We start from the raw sequence: 23707 nt of genomic DNA, 5'->3' as shown, positions 1-23707 counted from the left end.
CCGCCGTTGCGACGTCATCTACGCCATGCTCCGCGACGGCACGCTCTATCAAGCCGAGCACCCACTCGCCGCTTGACAAAAACATAGGGGCACCCCCCCCGGGGGACTCACGCGCCAGTGTCATGCTCGCCCCCACGTTGACTTGCGGACAAACACCCTTCCCCGGGCCCACGAAGGTACTTTCTCCGCAGTTCAACTCCCGGGGTGGGTTCGCGACGCTCGCCTGTGGGACTGGGCGCGGGCGTAGGTGCGGCTGGCAGCAGTTGGCAGCAGTGGCGACTCTGGCTGCATCTGCCCTCGCATCGCATCTGACTTGCGGACAATGTACCTTCACCGCCCCATCGAAGGTACTTTCTCCGCAGTTCAGCGGGGAAGTCCCTGGCCGAGCTGCGCGCGGGCTCAGCCCAGGATCGCGGCGACCTCGGCCTCGGTCGGCATCGAGCTGGTCGCTCCATGCCGGGTGACCGACACCGACGAGGCGACGGTCGCCCAGCGCACCGCCTCCACCATCTCGGCCTCGCCCGGACCCTCGCCCGAGCCCGCCTCACCCGGACCAGCCCCAGCCCCGGCCGCAGCCGCGCCCGCGCCCGGACCGGAAACCCCCGCGGCCGCCAGCCGGGCCACCAGCGCGCCCACGAACGTGTCGCCGGCCGCCGTCGTGTCGATCGCGCGCACCGGGCGGGCCGGGGCCAGCCCCAGCACGGAGCCGTCGTAGGCGACGACGGATCCCTCGGCGCCGAGGGTGACGATCGCCCAGGTCTTGCCTGCGCTGAGCAGCTCCGCCGCGCGCACCGGGTCCGGCTCGCCGGTGAGCTCGGAGGCTTCGAGCCGATTGGGCACGACGAGGTCGACCGAGGCGAGGAATCCGCTCGGCAGCGGTACTACCGGCGCGGGGGTGAGCACCGTGAAGACGCCCGCGGCCCGGGCGGCGCTGATGGCTTCCACGAGCACCGGCACCGGCAGTTCGCACTGCATCACCAGGAACGCCGCCGCTTCGATGGTCGCCCGCTGCGGGGCGGTCAGCGCGGTCACCGTGCTGTTCGCGCCGGACACCACGACGATCGAGTTCTCGCCGGAATCGACCACCGAGATGTGCGCGGTTCCGGTCGGCTCCGGCGACGAGGCGAGCCCGTCGGCCCGGATGCCTTCGGCCACGAGCAGCGCGCGCAGCTCCGTCCCGTAGGCGTCGGCTCCGACCGCGCCGAGGAAGTCGACCGAACCGCCGAGCCGGGCCGCGGCGACGGCCTGGTTCAGGCCCTTGCCGCCGGGCACAGTGGTGAAGCCCGAGCCGAAGATCGTCTCGCCCGGCTGGGGAAGCCGCTCCTGCCGCACGACGAGGTCCATGTTCGCGCTGCCGAGTACCGCAATCCTGTTCACCGGGCCAGTCTGCCATTGCTCGTCCCCGCCCCGGCGAACAGGGGCGAGGGACGTGCGAGAATAGACAGGTGACTTCCCCCGGGCCGACCGACTCCGAAACGGTAACCACCGTGACGGTGCACCGTTCGCCGCGCTACTTCAGCTTCATGATCGTCGGCGCCGTGATCGGGGCGATCCTCGCCCTCGTGCTCACGCTCACCTTCCCCGAGAACCCCGACTTCGACCGGGCCCAGGTCTTCGGCTTCCTGCTGCTGGCCGGCGTGACCCTCGGCGTCGCGCTCGGCAGCCTCGTCGCACTCATCCTTGACCGCCTGCTCCGGCGCACGACCGCGAAAGTCGTCGCCGATAGACTGGGCTCCACCGAAATTACCGAAAAAACCGAGTAGAACACTCAAGTAAGGGGCTGCGGCTTGGCCGGTGGCGACGGACTGTTAAGTCACGATCTTCTTCCTGGTGAGAAGGGTCCGCAGGATGCCTGCGGCGTCTTCGGCGTCTGGGCTCCCGGCGAAGAGGTGGCCAAGCTCAGCTACTTCGGCCTCTACGCGCTGCAGCACCGCGGCCAGGAATCGGCCGGCATCGCCACGAGCGACGGCAAGAAGATCCTCGTCTACAAGGACATGGGCCTCGTCGCCCAGGTCTTCAACGAGGCATCCCTGAGCACCCTGCTCGGCCACATCGCGGTCGGCCACACCCGCTATTCGACCACCGGGGCATCCAGCTGGCAGAACGCCCAGCCCACCCTCGGCCGTACCGCGGGTGGCACCGTGGCCCTCGGTCACAACGGCAACCTGACCAACACCGCGGAGCTCCTCCAGCTCGTGCACGAGCGCTACCCCGAGACGGATGGCGAACTCGCCCGCGGCAACACCACCGACACCGCCGTCGTCACCGCGCTGCTCACCGGCGACCTCGACCACACCCTCGAGGCCACCGCGCTCGAGGTTCTGCCGCACCTGCGCGGCGCCTACTGCCTCGTCTTCATGGACGAGACCACGCTCTACGCCGCCCGCGACCCGCAGGGCGTGCGCCCGCTGGTGCTCGGCCGCCTCGAGCGCGGCTGGGTGGTCGCCTCCGAGACCGCCGCCCTCGACATCGTCGGGGCGACCTTCGTGCGTGAAGTCGAGCCGGGTGAGCTGATCACGATCGACGAGAATGGGCTGCGTTCCCAGCGCTTCGCCGAGTCCAAGCCCGCCGGCTGCGTGTTCGAATACGTCTACCTGGCCCGTCCCGACACGACCATCGCTGGCCGGGGCGTGCACGAGGCCCGGGTCGAAATGGGTCGCCGCCTGGCCGCCGAGCACCCGGTCGAAGCCGACCTCGTCATCCCGACCCCGGAGTCCGGGACCCCGGCCGCGATCGGTTACGCGCAGGCGTCCGGCATCCCGTTCGGCCAGGGCCTGGTGAAGAATGCCTACGTCGGCCGCACCTTCATCCAGCCCTCGCAGACGATCCGCCAGCGCGGCATCAAGCTCAAGCTCAATCCGCTCAAAGAGGTCATCAAGGGCAAGCGGCTCATCGTCGTCGACGACTCGATCGTGCGCGGCAACACGCAGCGCGCCCTCGTGGCCATGCTCCGCGAGGCCGGCGCCGCCGAGGTGCACGTGCGCATCTCCAGCCCGCCCATCACCTGGCCCTGCTTCTACGGCATCGACTTCGCCTCCCGCGCCGAACTCATCGCGACCGGGCTCGGCGTCGACGAGGTGCGCCAGGTCATCGGCGCCGACTCGCTCGGCTACCTCAGCGAAGACGGCATGATCGCCTCCACCGAGCAGCCGCGGGAACGCCTCTGCACCGCCTGCTTCACGGGCAAATACCCGATCCCGCTGCCCGACTCAGCTCTCCTCGGCAAGAACCTGCTCGAGCGCCCCGTCGCATCCAACGGATGCGACCCCGGGCCCGACGCGGAGTTCGAAGCAGTGCTCGACCCGGCCATCCTGCGCGAGACCGCGCTGGCCCGGCAGGGACAAATCCCGTTCGGCGATCCAGGAAGACAGGAATGAGCAACGCTTCGTACGCGGCAGCGGGAGTAGACACCGCTGCCGGCGACCTCGCCGTGTCCCTGATGAAGGCCGCGGTCTCCCGCACGCACGGCCCCGAGGTCCTGGGCGGCTTCGGCGGGTTCGCCGGGCTCTATGACGTGTCGTTCCTGACCGACTACCGCCGCCCCCTGCTGGCGACCTCGACCGACGGCGTCGGCACGAAGGTGGCCATCGCCCAGGCCATTGACAAGCACGACACGATCGGCCAGGACCTCGTCGGCATGGTCGTCGACGACATCATCGTCGTCGGCGCGCGCCCGCTGTTCATGACCGACTACATCGCCTGCGGCAAGGTCGTTCCCGAGCGGATCGCCTCGATCGTCGCCGGCATCGCCCGGGCCTGCACCGAGACCGGGACGGCCCTCGTCGGCGGCGAGACGGCGGAGCATCCCGGACTGCTTGGTCCGGATGACTACGACGTCGCCGGTGCCGCGACGGGCGTCGTCGAGGCCGACCAGGTGCTCGGCGCCGAGAACGTGCGGCACGGCGACATCGTCGTCGCGATGGCATCCTCGGGCCTGCACTCCAACGGCTACTCCCTCGTCCGCCACATCCTGGCCCAGCGCGGCATCGGCTACACCGACACGTCTGCCGAACTCGGCGGCGTCGTCGGTGAGGTCCTGCTCGAGCCGACGCGCCTATACACCGGGCCGCTGCTCCGCGTGCTGGCCGACCCCGACCTGGCCGGGGCCGTGCACTCGCTCAGCCACGTCACCGGCGGCGGCATCGCCGCGAACCTCGCGCGCGTGCTCCCGGTCGGATCCTGGGTGGAGGTCGACCGGGCCACCTGGTCGCCTTCAGCCGTGTTCCGGGTGCTCAGCGACATGGCCGGGGCGTCCCTGGAAAGTTCGGAGGGCACCTGGAACCTCGGCGTGGGCATGTTCGCGGTCGTGGCCGCGGATTCCGCCTCCTCCGTCATCGCGCGCCTCGCGGCCGACGGCATCCCGTCCTGGGTGGCCGGCCGGGTGTCGACGGCTCCGCGTGACCTCGCCGGCTTCGAGCAGGGCGCCAAGGGCGTCAACGGCGGCGCCGTGCGCCTCGTGGGGTCGTTCGCCCGGTAGCCCGTGCCCAGCCCGTGACTGCGGGCCGCGCCTGCGGGCGTCGCCGCACGCCCGCGCCCCGAGGTCCGAGGTCCGAGGTCCGCCGAGAGTCGCCGAATCCGCCGACAGTCGCCGCCGCAACGGGGCACCTCGGCGGAAACGGCGACACTGGGCGAGCCGGTGGCCGCCGAGCTTGACGGTTGCGGTCGACTTCGCCGCGCGCACCTGTCAATCTCGACCGGAACGGTCAAAGTGGGCGAGCGCGGCGCCGCGGCCCGTCGCCGGGACTGCGGCCTAGGCGCGCTTCTGCTCGTCTTCGGTCGCGTAGGTGTCGACGTACTCCTCGGAGGTATCCGCCTTGGGCGCGTCGTACTCCGGCCACTTGGCCAGGTCCTCGTCGAGGCGCGGGTCAGTGACCGGATGCCCCGTGAGCTCGCGTTCGAGCGCGTTGTAGTTGGTGTCCGGGCTGAAATACTTCAGCTCGCGGGCAACCTTGGTGTGCTTTGCTTTTTGACGGCCGCGCCCCATGCGTGACCCCCTAACGATGCCAGGCCAAGTGAGGAATGAGTCACTCGGGAGTTGCCGAACGGAATGGTGAAAACTAGGCACTAGTTTAGCATGATGGGCGCAAGCCCTTGCCGACGCCGCTCACAGGCGCGGCTGCTGGAATGAGGGTGTGATGGCGAGCGAGTTGACCGTGCCCGTCGTCATCATCGGCGCCGGGCAGGCCGGGCTCTCCGTGGCCCACTATCTGCGCAAGTTCGACCTCGTCGCCGGAGCCGACTTCGTCATCCTCGACCGGGGCCCGGATGCCGGCGGCGCCTGGCAGCATCGGTGGCCGGCCCTTCGCCTCGGAACCGCGCACCGGGTCAATGACCTGCCCGGCATGAGCGCTCTCGGGATCAGCTTCGACACGGCGGACCGGTCCCGGCCCGCCCGCGAGGTCGTCGCCGAGTACTACCACCGTTACGAGGCCTACTACGACCTCCGGGTGGTGCGCCCGGTGAACGTCACCTCCGTGGCCAACCGGCGGGCCGACCTCGTCGTCTCCACCCGGTCCGCGGCCTACGGCGACCAGGAAATCAGCGCCCAGGTGCTCGTCAACGCCAGTGGAACGTGGGGCTCGCCGTTCCTGCCCCACTACCCGGGGGCGCAGACCTTCGCCGGACGGCACGTGCACACCTCGACGTTCACCGCCGCCGAGGATTTCGCCGGCCAGCGGGTCGTCGTTGTCGGCGGCGGAACCTCGGCGATCGGCTTCCTGCTCGAGCTGGAGGAGTCAGCCGCCGACCTGACCTGGGTCGCCCGGCGCCCGATCGACTGGGTGCACACCGGCCAGCTCGACCTCGAGGGCGCCTCGGCAGCGGTCGCGGCGCAGGATGAGGCCGCCCGCTCCGGACGCGCCCTGCCGAGCATCGTGAGCGGCACCGGAGTCCCGGTCAGCCGGCGCATCGCGGCCGGAATCGACCGCGGCCTGCTCGTTGCCGGGCCGATGTTCGCGTCGATCGAACCGCGGGGCGTGCGCTGGGCCGATGGCCGGTTCGTTGAAGCGGATGCCATCATCTGGGCCACCGGGTTCCGGCCCGAACTCCGCCACCTGGCCCCGCTCCGGCTGCGCGAGAAGGCCGGCGGCGTGACCGTCGGCGCGGGCGCATCCTGGACCGACCCGCGGATATTCTTCGCCGGCTATGGACCGCAGGCGAGCACGATCGGTGCGGCCAGGGCGGGCCGTGTCATCGCCCGCCAGGTCATGGCCCTGCTCTAAATCCCCGCGAAACCGCAGCTGTGCGCGTTAAAACGCCCGTATTTCGCGCACAACTGCGGTTTCGCGGGGAAAAGGGGAGGCGAGGTTAGCGGCAGAGGGCGTAGGCGGCGGCGCAGGCGGCGAGGCCGAGCAGCAGCGTGACGCCGACATTGACCAGGCCGGCCCGCCAGCGTCCGTTGCCGACGAGTTCGAACGTCTCGACGCTCCAGGTGCTGAAGGTCGTGAGGCCGCCGCACACGCCAGCCAGGACGATCAGCCGGAGATCGTCCGAGACCGCCGCGCGTTCGGCGAGCCCGAGCACCGCTCCGCCGATCAACGCCCCCACCACGTTCACGAGCAGCACTCCGCCGGGGATGTGCCCCGGACGCACCGGCAGCGCCCGTGACACGAGGTACCGGATGGCCGCTGCCGCGCCCCCGCAGGCCAGTACGCCCAGGGCGACCCAGGCGCTCACAGCGTGCTCCCGTCGTCGGGGATCTCCACCGGGATCGGCCGGTGGGCGAGCCGGCTGCCCGACCAGAGGCCGAACGCCGCCGCGCCGAAGCCGAGGACGAGGGTGGCCAGGAGATACCCGCCGGCGAGCCCCCACAGCCCGGCAGAGGACTGCTCCACGAGCGACACCATGACGGCCGAGAACGTGGTGAACGACCCCAGCACGCCCGGCCCGAGCGCGACCTTCAGCCAGCGCGGAACGCCCGGGCGCGTCCACAGCCCGCCGACCAGCCAGCCGAGCGCGAGCGCCCCGAGCACGTTGACGCCGAGCGTGGAGGCCGGGAAGGCGGCATCCGAATGCGGGAAGGCGAGGTCGGCGGCCAGGCGCAGGCCGGTGCCGAGCACGCCGCCGACGAAAGCGGCCAGCGCGAGCGGCATCCGCTTACTTGCGCTTCCGACGGCGCGACGCCGACGGCCGGGACTGCGGCGGGGTCGAACCGACGACCGGCGGCTTCGTCGCGGCAGCAGCCCGATTCGCGGCCTCCACCGCCGCCGGGGTCAGCGGCTTGCGCGGCACCGGGCGCGGGCGCACCGGCTCGCCGCGACGATCCTGGCCTGGGATCGGCCGGGAGCGACGGCCGTAGATGAGCTCGGAGGAGTCCAGCAGCCATGGGACCAGGGCGATCGTCACGCCGTGCACGAGCATGAGCTTCTGGCGCAGGCGCCTGGCCTTGTGGTTGTGCAGCAGGTTCTCCCACCAGTGCCCGACGATGTAGATCGGCGTGTACACCGTGACGACCTCGGAGCCGTGCTCCTCGCGGCGATCCTTGATGTAGCTGATCAGCGGCCAGCTGATGTCCCGGTACGGCGACGAGACGATGCGCAGCGGCACTTGGATGTTCTGCTTCACCCAGTCGCGCTTGAGCTGCTTGGTCTCCAGGTCGTCGATGGAAATGTGCACGGCCTCGAGGCTCTCGTGTCGGGCGGCAATGGCGTAGTCGAGCGCCTTGAGCACGGGCTTCTGCATCTTGCCCACGAGCACGATCGCGTGGTCGCCCTTGGAACCGAACGTGGTCACCGGGTCGACTTCGATCTCCTTGGCGACATCACGGTAATAACGGTTGACGCCGAGCATGAGGATGAAGAGCGCCGGCATCAGCAGGAACACGAGCCAGGCGCCGTGCGTGAACTTCGTCACGGTCACGACGATGAGCACGACTCCGGTGAGCAGCGCGCCGAACGCGTTGATCGACATGCTCCGGATGATCGACCCGCGGTTCGGCGGATTCGTGCGCAGCAGCGAGATCCAGTGCTTGACCATGCCGGTCTGGCCGAGGGTGAAGGAGACGAAGACGCCGATGATGTACAGCTGGATCAGCAGTGTCAGGTTGGCCTGGTACACGATGATGATGACGCAGGCCGCGAGGGCCAGGATCAGCACGCCGTTGGAGTAGATCAGGCGGTCGCCGCGAGTGCTCAGCGACTTCGGCGCGTAGGAATCCTTCGCCAGCACCGAGCCGAGCAGCGGGAAGCCGTTGAAGGCCGTGTTGGCGGCGAGGAGCAGGATGGCCGCGGTCGTCGCCTGCAGGACGAAGAACATGATCGAGTTGTTGCCGAAGGTGGCCGCGGCGATCTGGGCGATCAGGCTGCGCTGCGGATTCGTCGCGCACTCGTCCCAGCCGATCAGGTCGCAGGGGTTCTCCGCGTAGTGCACCTGCGAGATGAGCGCGAGCGCCGTCAGCCCGATGAAGAGCACGATCGCGATACCGCCCATCAGGGTGAGCGTGGCCTGCGCGTTCTTGACCTTCGGATGCCGGAAGGCCGGCACCCCGTTCGCGATCGCCTCGACGCCGGTGAGCGCGCTGCACCCGCTGGCGAAGGAGCGCAACAGGAGCAGGATGAACGCGGTCTGGGCCAGGTTCTGGGACTCCACGTCGAACCCGGCCGACTCGGCCACCGGGGCGTCGCCGAGCAGCGTCCTGGCGAGGCCGACACCGACCATGATCACGACGCTGGCGACGAACAGGTAGGTGGGAACGGCGAAGGCCTTGCTCGATTCCCGCACCCCGCGCAGGTTGACCGCGGCGAGCAGGATCACGAACACGACGGCCATCTCGACCCGGAACGAATTGAGCTCCGGGATCGCCGAGATGATGTTGTCCACGCCGCTGGCGACCGACACGACGACGGTCATCACGTAGTCGACGAGCAGGGCGGATGCGACGACCAGGCCGGCCTTCTCGCCGAGGTTCTTGTGTGCGACCTCGTAGTCGCCGCCGCCGGAAGGGTAGGCCTTGATCAGTTGCCGGTACGACGCGACCACCGTGATCAGGAGCAGCACGACGACGCCGGCGACCCACGGCGCGAAGCTGAGGAAGGCCAGCCCGCCGAGGGTCAGGATCATCAGAAGTTCCTGCGGCGCGTACGCGACGCTCGACAGCGGGTCGCTCGCGAAGATCGGCAGGGCGAGGTGCTTGGGAAGGAGTTGGCCCTCGAGGTGCTCGCTCGGCAGCGGATCGCCGATGATCCACCGTTTCGGTGAACGCGTTTCCGGAATTTGGGGGGTTCCCTCAGGTGCCACGAGGGACGACACTACTCTGTTGCCCACCCCTGTCAAATTGGCGCCGAACCCGCCCCTCCGCGGAGGCGCGCGCGCGAGTCCCGCTACGCGCCCCCGGCGGCCTCGATCACGCGCCACAGGGAGGAGCGCAGGGCGACCAGTTCGTCCAGGCTCATGCCGAGCTTGTCGATGATCCGCGGGGGGATCGTCTCGGCCTCGCTGCGCAGCGCTGTGCCGGCTTCGGTGAGCGCGACATCGAGCTGCCGTTCGTCGGCCGCGCTGCGATTCCGGGTGACAAGGCCGGCCGCCTCCAGTCGCTTGAGCAGCGGCGACAGCGTCGCCGGGTCGAGCCGCAGTTCGGCCCCGAGGTCCTTCACCGACCGGGGGCTCCGCTCCCACAGGGCCAGCAGCACCAGGTACTGCGGATGCGTGAGGCCGTAGGGCTCGAGCACCGGCCGGTAGACCGAGATAACGCTGCGCGAGGCGATCGCGAGCGCGAAACAGACCTGGTCTTCCAGGCGGAGGAGGTTCGTCGCATCCGTGGCCATGAGGGCTCCCATCTCGCTCGGCGATCGTCGCCACATTCATTAGTACACTAATGGTTATGGCACGAAATGAATCCATACGCGGGCGGGGTGGCGTCACGGCCTGGCTCAACCGGACGCTGCTGCCCTGGATCGGGCCGCCGCCCCTCGGGCCGTACACCGAGATCTCGGAGTCCGCGGTGCGCGCGGAGAAGGCGCAGTCCGTCTGCCCGATCTGCGGTGAGCTGATGAACCGGCACACGGTCGACCGCTCCGGCGAGCGAACGATGATCCACCACCCGCAGCCCGAATAGCGCGCGTGAGGGGTCGCAAATCGACCTTCCACGGGCAAACGAAGGTCGATCTGCGACCCCTCACGGCGGCGCGGGACCGGCCTACCGGCCGAGCGTGGCGAGGATGTCGGTACGTACCTCGGCGAGGCGCCGCCGGAGTTCCGGAACGGCTTCGGCAGGGACGCGCCCGCGGGAGGCCTGCATGCGCAGGTCCGCGCGCAGCTTCTGCCGGAACTCGTTCAACACCATGTCCGCCTCGTGCAGCGCGAGGTTCGACTCGGTGTGCAGGTTCGACTCGGTGTGCACGCTAGCCGTACCGCCCGGCCCGGTCGACTCGTCCCTGGCCTGCCGGGCGGCCGAGGCGAGGTCGGCCCGGAGGCTCTTCATCGCCGCGTTGACGCCCAGCCGCACCTCGTCCGCGAGGCGCCGGACCGAATCCGTCACCTCGCTCTCGATCGCGTCGAGCTCGCCGGCGCGGGCCGCCAGCTCGGTGCGACCGGCATCCGTGATCACGTAGACCGTCTTCCGGCCGTCGCTGGACTTGGTGACGAGCCCCTCCTCTTCGAGCTTGGCCAGCCGCGGGTAGATCGTGCCGGCGCTCGGGCTGTAGGTGCCGCCGAATCGTTCGCTCAGCGCCTGGATCAGCTCATAGCCGTGTCGCGGCTGCTCGGCCAGGAGGCTGAGCAGGTACAGGCGGAGGCTGCCGTGCGCGAAGACGGGGGTCATGCCCGGGCCTGCCCGGAGGCATCCGTCGACCCCTCGCCGGCGGGAGCCTGGCTCGCGTTGGCGCGGCGCACGACCGAGATGTTGCCGGAGACGGAGTTCGCCCGGAGCTCCAGCCAGGCGCCGTCGAGCGCGCCCGAACTGGCCTCGTAGCCCTTGCCGAGCGTGCCCTTGATCGTCTGGTCGTCGAGCTGCAGGGTGCCGGACACAGTGTTGAGGCGGTAGCGGGTGGCCACGTCGGCGCCGAGGCGCACGGTGAGGTTGCCGCTGACGGTGTTGGTGTTGATCTCGTCCGGTGTGCCTTCGATGTCGAGGAAGACGTCGCTGCTGACCCCGTCGAGGGAGAAGCGGCGGATGCGCCCGCTCGCGGTGATCTCGCCCGAGACGGTGTGCGCCGTGATGTTGCCCACGTGACCCTGCACCGACATCTCGCCATTCACGCCGTTGAGTTCCAGGTCGCCGACCACATCATCCACGACGATGTCGCCGGAAACGGTGCTCAGCCGGGCGCCGTTGCGGAGCCCGGAGACGAGTGCGCTGGCCGAGATGACACCGAATTTCAACGCCACATCGCGCGGCACCATGATGCTGACATCCGCCCTGGCCGTGCCGCGGAACGACGCGAACACGTCGATGAAGTTGTCCCAGCGCAACTGCGGGTGGTCGATCTCGAGGGTGTCGCCGTCCATCGAGATCTTGAGGTCCTTGCCGGTCACGCTGTGCACCTCGACGCGGGCGCCCTGCTCGTCGTGGCCGATGACGTCAACCTTGCCGGCGATCATGCCGACCTTGAGATTCCGCACCAGCTCGACGTCGATGACCTTGGTCTGCCCGGGGGTGACTAGCCACTTTTCCACTTCTGCTCCTTCAGTCGTACAACACGTCTGCACGCGATATATCGCGTCTCAGTGAACACGATATATCGCGTGTTGCGGTTGCGCAAGGGGTGCGGCGCGCCCCGAGCTGCCTCGACGCCGAGAATCGCCGTTTCCGCCCAAAGTCGCCGTTGGAGCGGCGATTCTCGGCGGCAACGGCGACTCTCGCCAGCGTGCGCGAGGAACTGGGCGGGCTAGTAGACGAAGATCGGCAGCCACTCGCGGGTGTGCGCGTGCACGATCACGAGGAAGACCACGAGGTCGAAGAGGAGGTGCACGCAGACGACATAGGTCAGGGACTTGGTGACCTTGAAGGTGTAGCCCTGCAGCAGCGCGAAGGGGAAGGTCATCAGCGGCCCCCAGCTGCGGTACCCGAGCTCCCAGAGGAACGACGTGAAGATCACCGCCTGCAGCAGGTTCGCCTGCCAGTCGGGGAAGTGGCGCCGTAGCAGGGCGAACACGGTGCAGATGAAGAACAGCTCGTCCCAGATGCCCACCACGTTGACGCCGACGAAGAGGCGCGCGATCTCGTCCGGCGCGGTCACGGCCGGCCAGTTCTCGTACGCGCCCGAGCGGATGAAGTAGGTCGGCAGGATGAGCCAGCCCAGCAGGACCACGAGCACCAGGTACCAGCGCTCGAGCGTGGTCCAGCGCTGGCCGGTCCGTATCGGGAACCGGATCGCGTGCGTGCGGTATGCGTAGCGCGCGATCAGGTACGGCACGAGCACGGCCAGGCCGAGCACGAGTCCCATCAGCGCCATGTTCGGGTAGCTGATGTTGGCCTCGACCGAGATCGTGCTGATGATGACCAGGCCGAGCCCGATCAGGAGCAGGTCCCGGAACAGCGCCCGGTTGATGACGAACGCGAGCAGCAGGGCGGCGCCCAGCACGGCGTAGCCGGCGACCGGGATACGCAGGCCGAAGAGCAGCACGGCGGATGCCGACACCAGGGCCGCCGGGACCAGCCCCCACGAGGCGCGCGGGGGCATCCGCGTGGCCGTACCGCTCGCAACCGGACTCTTGTCGACACCCATGGCAAAACCCTACCGAGTGCGCCCGGCGCACTCGCGTGCGGCCGGTAGATTCGACCCGTGCCCCAGCCAGAACTTCCCCGTGACCGTGACCTCGACCCCATAGCGGTCTCCCAACGGCTCATCGCCATCGACTCGGTCAACCCCGACCTCGTGCCCGGCGCCGCAGGAGAGCACGCGATCGCGGCCTGGTGCTCCGGCTGGCTCGCTCGGCAGGGCTTCGAGGTGCACCGGCTCGAGGACCGCAGGGGGCGCCCGTCCGTCGTCGGCATCGCGCGCGGAACCGGGGGAGGGCGCTCGCTCATGCTGAACGGCCACCTCGACACCGTCGGCGTCGTCGGCTACGAGGGCGACCCGTTCGGCGGCGAGGTCCGCGACGGGATGCTCTTCGGCCGCGGCGCGTTCGACATGAAGTGCGGCATCGCGGCGATCCTGGTCGCGGCCGCGCGCGCTTCCGCGACCGGCCTGGCCGGCGACGTGATCGTCACCCTCGTCGCCGACGAGGAGTTCGGCAGCCTCGGCACCGAGGAGGTTCTGCGCCCCTACCGCGCGGACGCCGCCATCGTGGCCGAGCCGAGCGAGCTCTGCCTCACCGTCGCCCACCGCGGCTTCGCCTGGTTCGAGGTGGAACTCACCGGCCGGGCCGCGCACGGGTCCATGCCCGAGCAGGGCGTCGACGCGATCGCGCACGCCGGCCTCGTGCTCCGGGCGCTGGACGAACTGCGCGGCCGCCTCGAGTCGGCCCCCGCACACCCGCTGCTGGGCCACGGCACCGTGCGCGTGTCGATGATCAGGGGCGGGGAGGATGCCGCCACGGTCGCGCCCTCCTGCACCCTCACCGTCGAGCGGCGCACCCTGCCCGGAGAGGCGCCGGATGCCGTCGAGGCCGAGCTGGCGGCGCTGCTGGGCCGGCTGGCGGCCGAAACGCCCGAGTTCACCGCCCGCCTGACGCGCCTGGTCGCGCGCGGCGCCTTCGAGGCCGACCCCGAGTGGCCCATCGTGCGGGCCCTGAGCGGCAACGCCGAGCGCGTGCTCGGCCGGAAGCCCACCCGGCGCGGCGAGCCCTTCTGGACCGATGCCGGCCTCATCCTCGAGGCCGGCATCCCGTGCCTGCTGATCGGCGTCGAAGGCGGCGGCGCCCACGCCGACACGGAGTGGGCGGAGGTGGAGTCGGTGCACCGGCTGACCGACATCCTCACCGGCACGATCACCGACTTCTGCGGCTGAGCCGCACCGAACTCCCCGGCGCCCGGGTCGGCCGGCCGGCGCCGGGTTCCGCCCCGCTGACCAGCGACTTTGGTGAAAAGGTTGCGGTGATTGTTGAACAATCGTAGGCTTTCACGAAATCAGTGACCTCCGGTGCTGACGCATTTCCCCACAACGAAGTGAGCGCGCCCATGGCCACCACCGCCGCAGCACCCAAGGTCCAGCGTCCGAAGAAGACGCGTCCGAAGAACAAGCACAGGAGTGCCCTGCTCGGCGCGATGTTCCTGATGGCCACCAGTGCCGTCGGCCCTGGCTTCATCATCCAGACCACCACGTTCACGGTGCAGCTCGGGGCGGCCTTCGCCTTCGCGATCGTGGTCTCGATCCTCGTCGACATCGCCGTGCAGCTGAACGTCTGGCGGGTCATCGGCGTCAGCGGCAAGCGCGCCCAGGAGCTCGCGAATACCGTGCTCCCCGGAGCCGGCTGGTTCCTCGCCGTCCTGATCTGCCTCGGCGGACTCGTCTTCAACATCGGCAACATCGCCGGCACAGGCCTGGCCACCAACGTGCTCTTCGGCGTCGACGCCAAGGTCGGCGGCGTCATCTCCGCCGTCATCGCGATCGCGATCTTCCTGAGCAAGCGGGCCGGGCTGGCGCTCGACAAGATCGTCGTCATCCTCGGCGCCGTGATGATCCTGCTGATCGCCTACGTCGCGATCGTCTCCCAGCCGCCGCTCGGCCTCGCGCTGAAGAACGCCGTCATCCCGGACAACGTCGACTTTCTCATCATCACCACCCTCATCGGCGGCACCATCGGCGGGTACATCACCTACGCCGGCGCGCACCGGATGATCGACGCCGGCGTTTCCGGCCCGGACAACGTGAAGGAGATCACCCGCAGCTCCGTTCTCGGCATCATCATCACCGGCGTCATCCGCGTGCTGCTCTTCCTCGCGATCCTCGGCGTCGTCGCCGGCGGCGTCGCCCTCACCAGCGACAACATGCCGGCCGAGGCCTTCCAGGCGGCCGCCGGCGAGGTCGGCCTCAAGCTCTTCGGCATCGTGCTCTGGGCGGCATCGATCACCTCCGTGATCGGCGCGGCGTACACCTCGATTTCCTTCGTGACGACGGCGAAGACCAAGCCGCGCACCCGCAGCATCGCCACGGTCGTCTTCATCGCCGTCTCGACCGTGGTCTTCACCCTGCTCGGCCAGGCCCCGGCCACCCTGCTGATCATGGCCGGCGCGATCAACGGGCTGATCCTGCCGGTCGGCTTCGCCGTCATCCTCTGGGTGGCCTGGCGCCGCCGCGACCTCCTCGGCGGCTACGTTTACCCCAGGGTGTTGCTCTACATCGGCCTCGCCGCCTGGCTGCTCACGCTCTTCCTCGGCTACAAGTCGCTGAGCGGCCTCGCGCTGCTCTGGGCCTAGGCGAACCGGATGCCGCCGCGCACGGTGACCGACAGGGCCGCGGCCCCCGTTGACCCGGCCTCGCTCGCTCCGGCCGAGGCCCGCGCCCTGTTCCGCGGCGGGCTCGCCTCGCCCACGGCCGGCTGGTCGCGGGGATTCACCCAGGCGAACCTGATCATCGTCCCGCGGGCCCAGGCCTTCGACGTGTTGCTGTTCGCGCAGCGCAACCCGAAGTCCTGCCCCATCCTCGGCGTGCAGGGCGCCGGTGAGACGAGCGGTCCGCTGCTGGCGGGCGGCGACATCCGCACCGACCTGCCCCGGTACACCGTCTACGAGGACGGCGTGCTCGTGGCCGAACCCGGTGACATCACCGGCTGGTGGCGGGACGACCTCGTGACCTTCATCATCGGCTGCAGCTTCACCTTCGAGGCGGCGCTGCAGGATGCCGGCATCCGCATCGCGCACATCGAGCAGGGCGTCAACGTGCCGATGTACCGCACCACCGTGCGCTCGGCATCCGCCGGTGCGCTGGCCGGGCCGATGGTCGTGTCGATGCGGCCGATCCCGGCCGCGCAGGTGGCCGACGCCGTGCGGATCACCGCCCGGTACCCCGCCGTGCACGGGGCGCCCGTGCACGTGGGGGATCCGGCGGTGCTCGGCATCGTTGACCTGGCCGCGCCGGACTTCGGCGATGCCGTCGAGCTCAGGGACGGCGACGTCCCGGTCTTCTGGGCGTGCGGCGTCACTCCGCAGGCCGCCGTGATGGAGTCCCGGCCGTCGCTGGCGATCGGTCACGCGCCCGGTTTCATGCTGATCACCGACGCCCGGGACTCGGACTACCTCGTCCCGTAGGCCCTCCGGGCGCCCCACCTGTTCCCAAACCGGACGACTGTGGCCGGTGTGCTGGCCACAATTGTCCGGTTCAGCAACAGTCGCGGCAGTCGCGGTCGCGGTTGCCGACGCCCGGGACTCGGACTACCTCGTCCCGTAGTCAGGCGCCGTTCCCGGCCATGGCGGCCAGCAGCTGCGCCTCGGCGCGGCGCAGGTAGTCGGCCATCAGCTCGGCGGCCTCGGCGCGCTGACCCGCGCCGAGGAGCTCCACGATCCGGGCGTTGTCCTCCACGTATGGCGCGTGGAAGACGGGGTCGGCGGCCATGGAGTGGAAGACCAGGCGCATCTCGGCGAGGACCTGCTTCATCAGCAGGGTGAGCCGTTCGCTGCCCGCGAGCTCCACCACGCCGGCATGGAAGGCCTGGTTCGCATCCGCCATGCCCGTCACCGAGCCGGCCTCGCGCGCCGCGCGGGACCGCTCGACAGCGAGCCGCAGGGGCGTGACGTCGGTCGCCGGCGACCAGGCCAACGCCGCCGGTTCGAGGTACCGGCGCACCCGATAGATCTCGCGGATGTCGTCCGCCGACGGGCGGGCCACGTACACGCCCCGGTTCGGGATCCTGGTGACGACGTGTTCGGCGGCGAGGGCGGAGAACGCCTCGCGGAGGGTGTTGCGGGAGACGCCGAGCGCCTCGCCCAGCGCCTCTTCGGAGAGCTTCGACCCGGGGGCGAGCTGCCCGGCCGCGATCCGTTCCCGCAGCACGGATGCCACCCACATCCCGGTCTCGGCGTGCCTGGCCCCTTCGCGTTGCAGGCGCAGTTCGGCCAGGATGTCCTCGAGAGTCATGTGCCCACGCTATCGGGGGTCGGCTGCCCGGCGGTTCACGAGCGGATGGACGCGACGGCGGTGTCGAGCGTCACGACGTCGCCCGGTCCGACGAGGTGCGCGACGAGGGTCCCGCTCCGGTGGGCGGCGACGGTGGCCTCCATCTTCATCGCTTCCACGACGAGCACCGGATCGCCCGCCGCGACCTCGCTTCCGGCCTCGACCAGCCACTTCACGACCGAGCCGCCCATCGTCGATCGCAGGGTGCCGTTGTCGACGGGGTCGCCGTCGGCTGCCGCGGCGCCTTCGGCAGCCCGGCCTTCGGCAGCCCCGCCGGAGCGCGCCAGGCCGTCGAGGAGCCCGGCCGGCAGGCCGAGCGCCATCCGTCGCCCGTCGAGTTCGATCGTGATGGTGCGGCGGGCGGCGTCGGGCTCCGCCGGTGTGAACTGGGGGTCACCGGCGAGCTGCTCGGCGAAGTCGGACTCGATCCAGCCGGTGTGCACGCCGAGGTGGTCGGGCGAGGAGAACGCGGGCGTCTGCACCACCGCGCGGTGGAACGGCAGCACGGTGGGCAGCCCGGCGATCTCGAATTCGGCCAGCGCCCGGCGCGCCCGGCGGAGGGCCTGCTGCCGGTCGGCGCCGGTGACGATGAGCTTGGCGAGCAGGGAGTCGAATTGGGGGGACACGACGTCGCCGGCGCGCACGCCGGTGTCGACCCGGATGCCTGGCCCGGTCGGCGGGACGAACGCCGTGACGGTGCCGGGGGAGGGCAGGAAGCCGCGCCCGACGTCCTCCGCGTTGATCCGGAACTCGATCGAGTGCCCGCGCGGCTCGGGGTCGCTGTCGACCGGCAGGTCCCCGCCGGCGGCTATGGCCAGCTGCGCCAGCACGAGGTCGATCCCGGAGGTCTCCTCGGTGATCGGATGCTCCACCTGGAGCCGGGTGTTCACCTCGAGGAACGAGACGGTTCCGTCTTCGGCGAGCAGGTACTCGACGGTGCCGGCGCCCGCGTAACCGGCCTCGCGGCAGATGGCCTTGGCCGAGGAGTGGATCTGTTCGCGCTGCGCGGCGGTGAGGAACGGCGCGGGGGCCTCCTCGACCAGCTTCTGGTTGCGGCGCTGCAGCGAGCAGTCGCGGGTGCCGACGACGATCACGTTGCCGCGTCCGTCGGCGAGGATCTGCGCCTCGACGTGCCGGGGCCGGCTGAGGAACCGCTCGACGAAGCACTCGCCGCGGCCGAACGCGGCCTGGGACTCGCGCACGGCCGAGTCGAACGCTTCCTCGATGTCATCCAGCTCCCAGACCACCTTGAGCCCGCGCCCGCCGCCGCCGAACGCGGCCTTGATGGCCACCGGGAGGCCATGCTCCACCGCGAAGGCCCGCACCTCAGCGCCGGTTTCGACCGTGCCCTCCGAGCCCGCCACGAGGGGCGCGCCGACCCGGATGGCGATCTCGCGGGCGGACACCTTGTTGCCCAGGGTGCGGATCGCCGCGGGGCTGGGCCCGATCCAGGTCAGCCCGGCGTCCAGCACGGCCTGGGCGAAGTCGGCGTTCTCGGAGAGGAAGCCGTAGCCGGGGTGCACGGCGTCCGCGCCGGACCGGCGCGCGATGTCGAGCAGCCTGGCCTGGTCGAGATAGGTCTCGGCCGGGCCGTTTCCGTCGAGGGAGTACGCCTCGGTGGCGAGGCCGACGTGCAGGGCGTCGGCGTCGGCATCCGCGTAGACGGCGACGGACTCGAGGCCCGCGTCGTCACAGCCGCGGATGACGCGGACGGCGATCTCGCCTCGATTGGCGATCAGGACTTTCTGCATGGTGTCACCTGTCGGTTGTGTGCTGGCGCGCGGGGGTGGCGCCGGGAGAGGGAAGGAGCGGATCGGCGCCGGGAGCCGGGGTGAACCGGATCCGTGCGCCGGTGGGGAGCTGGGCCGCGCGGTCGAGGTCGGCCGGAAGCACGACGCCGATCACGGGGTAGCCGCCGGTGACCGGGTGGTCGGCGAGGAAGAGAACGGGCAGCCCGGACGACGGCAGCTGGATGGCGCCGGTGACGGTGCCCTCACTGGGCAACTCGCCCGGCCGCGACCGTTCCAGCGGTTCGCCGTCCAGCCGCAGGCCGATCCGGTTGGATTGGGCCGTGACGGTCCAGGTGGCGCCGGCGAAGCGTTCGATCGTCTCCGGGTCGAACCAGTCGGAGCGCGGTCCCGGCACGAAGCGCAGGTCCGTCACCGCGGCCGGCGGTTCGGGTTCGACGCCCGGGGCGCCGACGACGCTCGAGGGCGGTGCGGCCAACACGGGGAGCGGGGTGCCGGCGCCGAGCGGCCGCGGGCCGATCCCGGAGAGGGTGTCGGTGGAGCGGCTGCCGAGCACCGGGGGAACGTCGAGCCCGCCGCGGAACGCGACATAGCTGCGCACCCCGGCGCTGGGCGCGCCGAGGGTGAGCGTTTCGCCGGCCAGCAGCGCGAACGGGGTCTCCGTTTGGACGGTCCGTGCGCCCGTCGGGCCGGTGACAGTGAGCGGGACGCGAGCGCCGGTCACGGCCAGGACCTGGTCGGTGACGGCTTCGAGCGCGAGCCCGCCGAGGGCGTTCTCGAGCCCGGCGGCGCCCGCGGGATTACCCGCGAGCCGGTTGGCCCTCCGCAGCGCGCCTCGGTCGAGGGCGCCGCTGCCCGGAACACCGAGCGCTGCCCGGCCTTCCCGGCCGAGGTCCTGCACGGTGGTCTGCAGGCCGGGGGAGCGCACGATGACACCGTCCGCCGCTCGGTCGGCGCGGGCGATCACGGGCTCCGCTGTGAGGCCGGGGGCCAGGCCGCCGGCCGCTAGCACGAGCTCGCGCACGGGCCGGAACCGCACCCGGTTCCCGGGCCGCACGAGGGCGGGCTGGTCGCGGCCGAGGTCCCACATCAGCGCGGTCGTGCGGCCGATCAGCTGCCAGCCGCCGGGGGATGCCCGCGGGTAGACGGCCGAATACGTGTCGGCGAGGGCCACGGATCCGGCGGGTACGGCGCTCCTCGGCGTGGTCCGCCGGGGCACAGCCAGCGACGTCGCCTCGCCGACGAGATAGGCGAAGCCCGGGGCGAAGCCGCCGAAGGCCGCCGTCCAGGTCTGCTCCGAATGCGCGGCGATGACGCCGTCGGCGCCGAGCCCGGTCAGCTCGGCCACGCGGGCGAGGTCCTCACCGTCGTAGACCGTGTCGATGATCACGAGCGTGGCGTCGGCGTCCGTCACCGTGCCGAGATCCATCCGGCGCAGCCGGGCGGCGAAACCGCTGGCGGCGGCGGGGGAGACGGCGGTGACGAGCACGGTTTCGGCGGCGGCGAGCACATCCAGCTGACCGTCCAGCGGGTGCTCCCGCAACTGGGCCTGCAGGCTCAGCACCTCGGCGAGGTCGTCCAGCTCGACCAGCACCGCACGGTCGCCGACCGGGCGGATGCCGCGGATCTGCCCGGCCATGTCAGACGAAACTTCGGATTTCGATGCCGGAGCCCAGAAGGGCGGCGCGGACGGCGGCGGCCATCGCGACGGCGCCCGGCGTGTCGCCGTGCAGGCAGATGCTCTCGGCCCGAACGTCGATGAGCGTGCCGTCGATGGCGCGGATTTGGCGGTCGATGGCCAGGCGGAGCACGTGGTCGGTGACCTCGCCGACGTCGTGCAGCACCGACCCCGGCCGGGTGCGGGCGACGAGGGTCCCGTCGGCGTTGTAGGCGCGGTCGGCGAACGCCTCGGAGACGGTGCGGAGCCCGGCGGCACGGGCGGCGCGCTCGATCTCGGAGTTCGGGAGCACCATCACCGGCAGGGCCGGATCGACGGACACGATGGCATCCACGACGGCCCTGGCCTGCTCGGGGTGGTGCACGATCGTGTTGTAGAGCGCGCCGTGCGGCTTGACGTAGCTGACCGTGGTTCCGGCGACCCGGGCGAGCGACTGGAGGGCGCCGATCTGGTAGATGATCTCGTCTGTGAGGTGGTCGGGGGCCATGTCGATGAACCGGCGGCCGAAACCGGCCAGGTCGCGGTAGCCCGGATGCGCGCCGACCGCGACGCCGGCGAGGGCGGCGGCCGTGCAGGTGGCCCGGATCGTGCTCGGGTCCCCGGCGTGGAAGGCGCAGGCGACGTTGACGCTGGACACCGAGGCGATGATCGCCTCGTCGTCGCCGAAGCTCCAGTTGCCGAAGGATTCTCCGACGTCGCTGTTCAGGTCAATGGTGGACACCGTCATCCGCCTTCCTCAAGAAGTTTTCCTAAGGATGCACTATTTTCGGCGATTGTTCAACAATCCGAGGCGAATTGACGGGTCCGGTTGTCGACGTTGTCCGGTGGAGGACCTTGTTCCGGTGGTCGAGCCCGTCGAGACCCCCGATCGCGACGGGCGGGCTCACCGGGCGGGATCGACCACCGGAACGGGCGCGGCCGCCAGTGCGGCCTCCGGCGCGGCACGCTTGATCGCGAAGAACGGGATCGTCCAGTGGCAGAGCGGCCCGATCAGCACGGCGAAGAGCACGGTGCCGATGCCCACGTTGCCGCCGAGCGCCCAGCCGATCCCGAGCACGAACACTTCGATCCCGGTGCGAACGGTCCAGATCTTCCAGCCCGTGCGCTTGTGCAGGCCGGTCATCAGGCCGTCACGCGGCCCCGGGCCGAAGTGCGCGCCGATGTAGAGCCCGGTCGCCGCGGCGAGCACGAGCAGGCCGGCCGCGAACAGCGGGATCCGGACCCAGAGGTCCAGGCCCTCCGGGATCAGCCAGAGGCCGAGGTCCGCCGACGGCCCGACCAGGAACGCGTTCAGCACCGTGCCGATGCCCGGCTTCTGCCTGAGCGGAATCCAGAACAGGAGCACGACGCCGCTCGTGAGCACGGTGATCAGGCCGAAACCGAGGTGGGTGTGCTTGTCGACGCCCTGGGTGAGCACGTCCCACGGGGCGACGCCGATGGCCGCGCGCACGATCAAGGCGATGCCGATTCCGTAGAGGAAGAGGCCAATAAGGAGTTGAGCGATGCGCCGGGTCATGAAAACCAATCCAATTGCACTATTGGCCTGTTATCAAGTAGCCAATCTGATTACAGTGGCTTCATGTCCGTGAACCAGGTGAGCGCCCGGGCGCTCGAGGCGCTCCTCGGCGACTGGCGCAGCGGGGCGAGCGCCTACCTCGCCCTGGCCGACCGGATCCGCCTGCTCACCCTCGACGGGCGCATCCCGACCGACACCCGCCTGCCCGCGGAGCGCGATCTCAGCGCGCGCCTCGGGCTCAGTCGCACGACGGTGACCGCGGCGTACCGCGAACTGCGCGACGCCGGCGCCCTGGTCAGCGTGCGCGGCTCCGGCAGCATGGTCAGGCTGCCGGGCGCCGGACCCGGGCTTCCTGCCGACAGCCAGGGCGGCATCCTCGACTTCAGCAAGGCCACGATGCCGGCCCTGCCCGGCCTCGCGGATGTCGCCGCTCTCGCCGCGCCGGAGCTGTCGCGTCACCTCGGTGATTCGGGCTTCGACCCGGTGGGGATCCCCGAGCTGCGCGCCGCGATCGCCGACCGGTATGCGGCCCGCGGACTGCCGACCGATCCGGAGCAGATCATGGTCACCCTGGGCGCGCAGCATGCGATCGCCCTGCTCGCCCGCGTGCTGATCGGCCGCGGCGACCGCGCCCTGATCGAGATGCCGAGCTACCCGCACGCCTACGAGGCGCTGCGCGGGGTGGGCGCGCGCCTGGTGTCGGTCGGCGTGGCGGCGGCGGGACCGGGAGAGGATCCGGCGAGCGGCGGCTGGGACGAAACCGCGCTGCTGCAGACCCTCCAGCGCAGCAATCCCGTGCTCGGCTACCTCATGCCCGACTTCCACAACCCGACGGGGCAGAGCATGCCCGTCGACCAGCGCGAACGGGTGCTCGCCGCCGCGGCCCGGGCGGGCACCGTGCTCATCGCCGACGAGACGATCGCCGAACTGGCCATCGACCGGGTGGGCGATTTCCTGCCGTTCGCCGCCTACGCCGAGGCCGGCCGGTTGGGGACCGCCGTGTCGATCGGCTCGGTCGGCAAGACCGTCTGGGGTGGCCTGCGGATCGGTTGGATCCGCGCGGACCGTTCCCTCATCCGCAAGCTCGTCTCGGCCAGGTCGTCGAACGACCTCGGCACCCCGATCCTCGAGCAGCTCATCGTGGCCCGTTTCCTGGCCGACATGCCCGCCATCCTGGCCCGGCGCTCCGAGGAGCTCCGCCGAGGCCGGGACCACCTGGAGGCGCTGCTGGCCGACCGGTTCCCCGACTGGCACGTGCCGCACGTCGACGGCGGGATCACGGCCTGGGTGAACCTGGGCATCCCGGTCAGTTCCCAGCTCGCGCTCGCCGCGCGCACCTACGGGCTCCTCGTGCCCGCCGGCCCGCAATTCGGCATCGACGGCGCCTTCGAGCGGTTCCTGCGGGTTCCGTTCTGCTACAGCGCGGACGAGATGGACCGCGCCGTCGACGCGCTCGGGCTCGCCTGGGAATCGCTGCTGCGGCATCCGGTGGCCGACACCGGCTACCTCGCCGACGTGGTCTAGCGAGTCGAGCTCGTCAGCCGGCGGGCCGGCGGATCGGCGCGGGCTAGTCGTCGAGCACGAAGGTCACTTCGATCACGACGTCCCAGGCCGTGATCGCGCCGCCCTCGACGACGACCTTCTGCTCCTTGACCCAGGCTCCGGAGATGCCGCGCAGGGTCTTGTGGGCGCGCGAGATCCCGGCCGCAACGGCATCCTCGAACGATGTGTCGGACCTCACGCTCAGGGTGGTCACGCGTGCAACAGTCATGGT

24 protein-coding genes are annotated in these 23707 nt (G+C 70.6%); 9 read left to right on the top strand and 15 right to left on the bottom strand.

From position 1 onward, the window contains the following. Nucleotides 1-399 precede the first annotated feature (399 nt). Nucleotides 400-1377 carry a ribokinase gene (locus E3O23_RS05490; protein WP_134488937.1) on the bottom strand — a complete coding sequence of 326 codons (978 nt, stop codon included), beginning with the start codon at nucleotides 1375-1377 and terminating at the stop codon, nucleotides 400-402. A gap of 68 nt (nucleotides 1378-1445) precedes the next feature. Between E3O23_RS05490 and E3O23_RS05485 the strand changes: the two genes are divergently transcribed. From E3O23_RS05485 to purM, 3 genes are read left to right on the top strand one after another with little or no spacing between them, the layout of a single operon-like run. Further along, nucleotides 1446-1763, top strand: a complete 318-nt coding sequence (locus E3O23_RS05485; RefSeq protein WP_134488935.1) for a hypothetical protein — start codon at nucleotides 1446-1448, stop codon at nucleotides 1761-1763. Between the two features lie 24 nt (nucleotides 1764-1787). Next, nucleotides 1788-3377, top strand: coding sequence for an amidophosphoribosyltransferase (gene purF, locus E3O23_RS05480; protein WP_241983337.1), 1590 nt, complete (start codon nucleotides 1788-1790; stop codon nucleotides 3375-3377). Further along, a complete protein-coding gene (purM, locus tag E3O23_RS05475) occupies nucleotides 3374-4477 on the top strand; it encodes a phosphoribosylformylglycinamidine cyclo-ligase (RefSeq protein ID WP_134488933.1) in 1104 nt (367 codons plus the stop codon). Before purF ends, purM begins: the two co-directional genes overlap by 4 nt. Nucleotides 4478-4750: 273 nt before the next feature. Here purM and E3O23_RS05470 read toward each other — a convergent pair whose 3' ends face one another. Further along, nucleotides 4751-4984, bottom strand: coding sequence for a DUF3073 domain-containing protein (locus E3O23_RS05470; RefSeq protein ID WP_134488932.1), 234 nt, complete (start codon nucleotides 4982-4984; stop codon nucleotides 4751-4753). A 151-nt stretch (nucleotides 4985-5135) separates the two neighbouring features. Between E3O23_RS05470 and E3O23_RS05465 the strand changes: the two genes are divergently transcribed. Continuing rightward, nucleotides 5136-6221: an NAD(P)-binding domain-containing protein gene (locus E3O23_RS05465; protein WP_134488930.1), complete on the top strand. Its 1086-nt coding sequence runs from the start codon at nucleotides 5136-5138 to the stop codon at nucleotides 6219-6221. Between the two features lie 85 nt (nucleotides 6222-6306). Here the strand turns inward: E3O23_RS05465 and crcB are convergent, their stop codons facing one another. The 4 genes from crcB to E3O23_RS05445 all read right to left on the bottom strand — a co-directional run bounded on the left by crcB (nucleotide 6307) and on the right by E3O23_RS05445 (nucleotide 9773). After that, complete coding sequence (crcB, locus tag E3O23_RS05460) at nucleotides 6307-6675, bottom strand: fluoride efflux transporter CrcB (RefSeq protein ID WP_166790413.1); 369 nt, start codon at nucleotides 6673-6675, stop codon at nucleotides 6307-6309. After that, complete coding sequence (locus tag E3O23_RS05455) at nucleotides 6672-7091, bottom strand: fluoride efflux transporter FluC (RefSeq protein ID WP_134488926.1); 420 nt, start codon at nucleotides 7089-7091, stop codon at nucleotides 6672-6674. The genes crcB and E3O23_RS05455 overlap by 4 nt, the downstream gene beginning before the upstream one ends. A gap of 4 nt (nucleotides 7092-7095) precedes the next feature. Continuing rightward, nucleotides 7096-9234, bottom strand: a complete 2139-nt coding sequence (locus E3O23_RS05450; RefSeq protein ID WP_134488924.1) for an APC family permease — start codon at nucleotides 9232-9234, stop codon at nucleotides 7096-7098. Nucleotides 9235-9317: 83 nt separating this feature from the next. Further along, nucleotides 9318-9773, bottom strand: a complete 456-nt coding sequence (locus tag E3O23_RS05445) for a MarR family winged helix-turn-helix transcriptional regulator (RefSeq protein ID WP_241983336.1) — start codon at nucleotides 9771-9773, stop codon at nucleotides 9318-9320. A gap of 44 nt (nucleotides 9774-9817) precedes the next feature. Here E3O23_RS05445 and E3O23_RS05440 point away from each other — a divergent pair, with 44 nt between their 5' ends. Continuing rightward, on the top strand, nucleotides 9818-10051 hold the full coding sequence (locus E3O23_RS05440) for a hypothetical protein (RefSeq protein ID WP_134488922.1): 234 nt from the start codon (nucleotides 9818-9820) through the stop codon (nucleotides 10049-10051). Nucleotides 10052-10132: 81 nt separating this feature from the next. Here E3O23_RS05440 and E3O23_RS05435 read toward each other — a convergent pair whose 3' ends face one another. From E3O23_RS05435 to E3O23_RS05425, 3 genes are all read right to left on the bottom strand, one after another. Continuing rightward, the gene (locus E3O23_RS05435) at nucleotides 10133-10756 is read right to left on the bottom strand and encodes a PadR family transcriptional regulator (protein WP_134488921.1); all 624 of its coding nucleotides are present in this window, start codon (nucleotides 10754-10756) and stop codon (nucleotides 10133-10135) included. Beyond that, entirely contained in the window at nucleotides 10753-11610 is an 858-nt protein-coding gene (locus E3O23_RS05430; protein WP_134488919.1) for a DUF4097 family beta strand repeat-containing protein, read from the bottom strand. The genes E3O23_RS05435 and E3O23_RS05430 overlap by 4 nt, the downstream gene beginning before the upstream one ends. Nucleotides 11611-11822: 212 nt before the next feature. Further along, on the bottom strand, nucleotides 11823-12662 hold the full coding sequence (locus E3O23_RS05425; RefSeq protein ID WP_241983335.1) for a CPBP family intramembrane glutamic endopeptidase: 840 nt from the start codon (nucleotides 12660-12662) through the stop codon (nucleotides 11823-11825). Nucleotides 12663-12719: 57 nt separating this feature from the next. Here E3O23_RS05425 and E3O23_RS05420 point away from each other — a divergent pair, with 57 nt between their 5' ends. The 3 genes from E3O23_RS05420 to E3O23_RS05410 all read left to right on the top strand — a co-directional run bounded on the left by E3O23_RS05420 (nucleotide 12720) and on the right by E3O23_RS05410 (nucleotide 16126). Then, nucleotides 12720-13886 carry a M20/M25/M40 family metallo-hydrolase gene (locus E3O23_RS05420; protein ID WP_134488917.1) on the top strand — a complete coding sequence of 389 codons (1167 nt, stop codon included), beginning with the start codon at nucleotides 12720-12722 and terminating at the stop codon, nucleotides 13884-13886. Between the two features lie 170 nt (nucleotides 13887-14056). After that, entirely contained in the window at nucleotides 14057-15295 is a 1239-nt protein-coding gene (locus E3O23_RS05415; RefSeq protein ID WP_241983334.1) for an NRAMP family divalent metal transporter, read from the top strand. A 9-nt stretch (nucleotides 15296-15304) separates the two neighbouring features. Then, a complete protein-coding gene (locus E3O23_RS05410) occupies nucleotides 15305-16126 on the top strand; it encodes a putative hydro-lyase (RefSeq protein WP_134488915.1) in 822 nt (273 codons plus the stop codon). 139 nt (nucleotides 16127-16265) lie between these two features. Here the strand turns inward: E3O23_RS05410 and E3O23_RS05405 are convergent, their stop codons facing one another. The 5 genes from E3O23_RS05405 to yczE form a co-directional block, all read right to left on the bottom strand. Further along, on the bottom strand, nucleotides 16266-16952 hold the full coding sequence (locus tag E3O23_RS05405; protein WP_134488913.1) for a GntR family transcriptional regulator: 687 nt from the start codon (nucleotides 16950-16952) through the stop codon (nucleotides 16266-16268). Between the two features lie 35 nt (nucleotides 16953-16987). After that, a complete protein-coding gene (locus E3O23_RS05400) occupies nucleotides 16988-18742 on the bottom strand; it encodes an acetyl/propionyl/methylcrotonyl-CoA carboxylase subunit alpha (RefSeq protein ID WP_134488911.1) in 1755 nt (584 codons plus the stop codon). A gap of 4 nt (nucleotides 18743-18746) precedes the next feature. Beyond that, nucleotides 18747-20378 (bottom strand): 5-oxoprolinase subunit B/C family protein, encoded by a 1632-nt coding sequence (locus E3O23_RS05395; RefSeq protein WP_134488910.1) that lies wholly within the window; start codon nucleotides 20376-20378, stop codon nucleotides 18747-18749. A 1-nt stretch (nucleotide 20379) separates the two neighbouring features. After that, nucleotides 20380-21138, bottom strand: a complete 759-nt coding sequence (locus E3O23_RS05390; protein ID WP_134488943.1) for a LamB/YcsF family protein — start codon at nucleotides 21136-21138, stop codon at nucleotides 20380-20382. Between the two features lie 162 nt (nucleotides 21139-21300). After that, on the bottom strand, nucleotides 21301-21933 hold the full coding sequence (gene yczE, locus E3O23_RS05385) for a membrane protein YczE (protein WP_134488908.1): 633 nt from the start codon (nucleotides 21931-21933) through the stop codon (nucleotides 21301-21303). Nucleotides 21934-21996: 63 nt separating this feature from the next. Here yczE and yczR point away from each other — a divergent pair, with 63 nt between their 5' ends. Further along, the gene (gene yczR, locus E3O23_RS05380) at nucleotides 21997-23457 is read left to right on the top strand and encodes a MocR-like transcription factor YczR (RefSeq protein ID WP_134488906.1); all 1461 of its coding nucleotides are present in this window, start codon (nucleotides 21997-21999) and stop codon (nucleotides 23455-23457) included. Between the two features lie 43 nt (nucleotides 23458-23500). Here yczR and E3O23_RS05375 read toward each other — a convergent pair whose 3' ends face one another. Beyond that, nucleotides 23501-23704, bottom strand: coding sequence for a dodecin family protein (locus E3O23_RS05375; RefSeq protein ID WP_134488904.1), 204 nt, complete (start codon nucleotides 23702-23704; stop codon nucleotides 23501-23503). Nucleotides 23705-23707 lie beyond the last annotated feature (3 nt).

The sequence above is a fragment of the Cryobacterium tagatosivorans genome (genome assembly GCF_004402215.1).
Lineage (GTDB): Bacteria > Actinomycetota > Actinomycetes > Actinomycetales > Microbacteriaceae > Cryobacterium > Cryobacterium tagatosivorans.
Note: the sequence above shows the minus strand (reverse complement) of the source record. Positions and strands in the feature narration are given on the sequence as shown.